Source organism: Micromonospora sp. NPDC002411 (assembly GCF_053592955.1).
The window spans coordinates 1-1,625 of record NZ_JBSFBM010000617.1; the positions used below are offsets into that span (position 1 = coordinate 1).

Genomic DNA, 1,625 nt, shown 5'->3' on the forward strand with positions numbered 1-1,625 from the left:
TGGGGGCTTTGAACACGATCACCTCACCGCGGTGCGGCGACCGGAAGTCGTAGACCAGCTTGTTGACCAACACCCGGTCATCGATCTTGAGTGTGCCCGGCGGACCGCCGGGTCGGCGAGGACCGGGTTGCCCATCGGCAGCATCACGCCGCGGTAGTCGGCGGTCGGCACCCGCTGCACCCGGTACGCGGTGTCGGTGTCGAACCCGCTGGCGAGCTTCGGTGGCAACTCGGCGGCGTCGAACTCGCCGGCCCGCATCCGCTGGGCGCGGACGTTGTCGTCGGCGACGAACGCCACCACGATCCGGTTGTTCGCCGGCCGGCCACCGAAGTAGCGCTCGTTGGCGGTGAGCACCAGCCGGTCACCAGGCGTCCAGGACTCGACCCTGTACGGCCCGGTGCCGACCGGCTTCCGGTTGAACCCGGTGGTGTTGATGTCCTGACCGTTGAGCAGCTTCGACGGCACGATGCCGAGGGTGAGTCGCTGCAGGAACGGCGCGTACGGGTAGCGCAGCGCGAACACGACCGTGGACGCGTCGGGCGCGGTCACCGACTCCACCATGTCGAGGTCGGAGCGCAGCGTGGAGTCCACAGTCGGGTCCAGCACCGCCTGGTACGTGAAGACGACGTCCGGTGCGCTCAGTGTGGTGCCGTCGTGGAACTGCACGCCGTTACGCAGCTTGGCGGTCACGGTGCGCCCGTCGGGCGACACCGTCGGCAGGGCCGCGGCAAGACCGGGGACGAGGCGGTTGTCAGCGTCGCGGGAGACGAGCCCGTCGAAGATCAGCGCGGCGCCGTCGACGCCGAAGTTGAGCACCGGGTTCAGTGCGTCGGGCTCGTCGGAGGTGGCCACGACCAGTGTCGCGCCGCCGGCTGCACTGTCCGGGTTGGTTGGGGCCGAGCAGCCGGCGAGGACGAGCATCCCGGCCGCTACGGTCGACGCCACGAGGCGTCGGAAGGTCGGACGGATCCGGGTCACAGAACGCTCCTGCGGTAGGTGTGGTGGATCTCGGTCAGGTGGGACAGCACTGCGCACAGCAGGTCGGCCTCGTCGGTGTCGCTCATCTCAGGGCAGCCGCGGGCCGGCTTCGCGCTGGACGGCGAGCCAGGTTTCGACGTCGTCGGCCGTGCTGGGCAAGCCCGTCGACAGATTCACCGCGCCGCCGGCGGTGACCAGGATGTCGTCCTCGATGCGGATGCCGAGACCACGCAGTTCGGCGGGGACCAGGTCGTCGTCGGGCTGGAAATAGAGGCCCGGTTCCACAGTGAGCACGTAGCCCTCGTCGAGCTCCCCGTCGCGGTATTTTTCGGGCCGAGCCGAGGCGCAGTCGTGGACGTCGATGCCGAGCATGTGGCCGAAGTCGTGCAGCGTCCATCGGCGGTGGATGGTGGAGCGGCTGTCCATGGCCTCGTCGACGCTCACCGGCAGCACGCCCAGCGCCGCCAGGCCCTCGGTAAGCGTCCGCATGCAGACCTCGGAGACCTCAGCGAACCTGACTCCAGGCTTGATCAGGTCGATGCCGGCCTGCTGCGCGGCGTACACGATGTCGTACACCTGCCGCTGGAGCGGGGTGAAGGTGCCGGAGATCGGGACGGTGCGGGTCACGTCGGCGGTGTAGAGGTGCC

1 protein-coding gene and 2 pseudogenes are annotated in these 1,625 nt (G+C 69.2%); all 3 read right to left on the reverse strand.

What is annotated here, in order from left to right; all coding sequences use genetic code 11:
* Positions 1 to 94, reverse strand: a pseudogene (locus tag ACWCO3_RS34475) (S26 family signal peptidase); the annotation flags it as partial.
* A gap of 59 nt (positions 95 to 153) precedes the next feature.
* A pseudogene (locus ACWCO3_RS34480) lies at positions 154 to 921 on the reverse strand (ABC transporter substrate-binding protein); the annotation flags it as partial.
* Between the two features lie 144 nt (positions 922 to 1,065).
* Positions 1,066 to 1,625: M24 family metallopeptidase (locus tag ACWCO3_RS34485; protein WP_450014185.1), on the reverse strand; the 560-nt coding region annotated here is incomplete at its 5' end.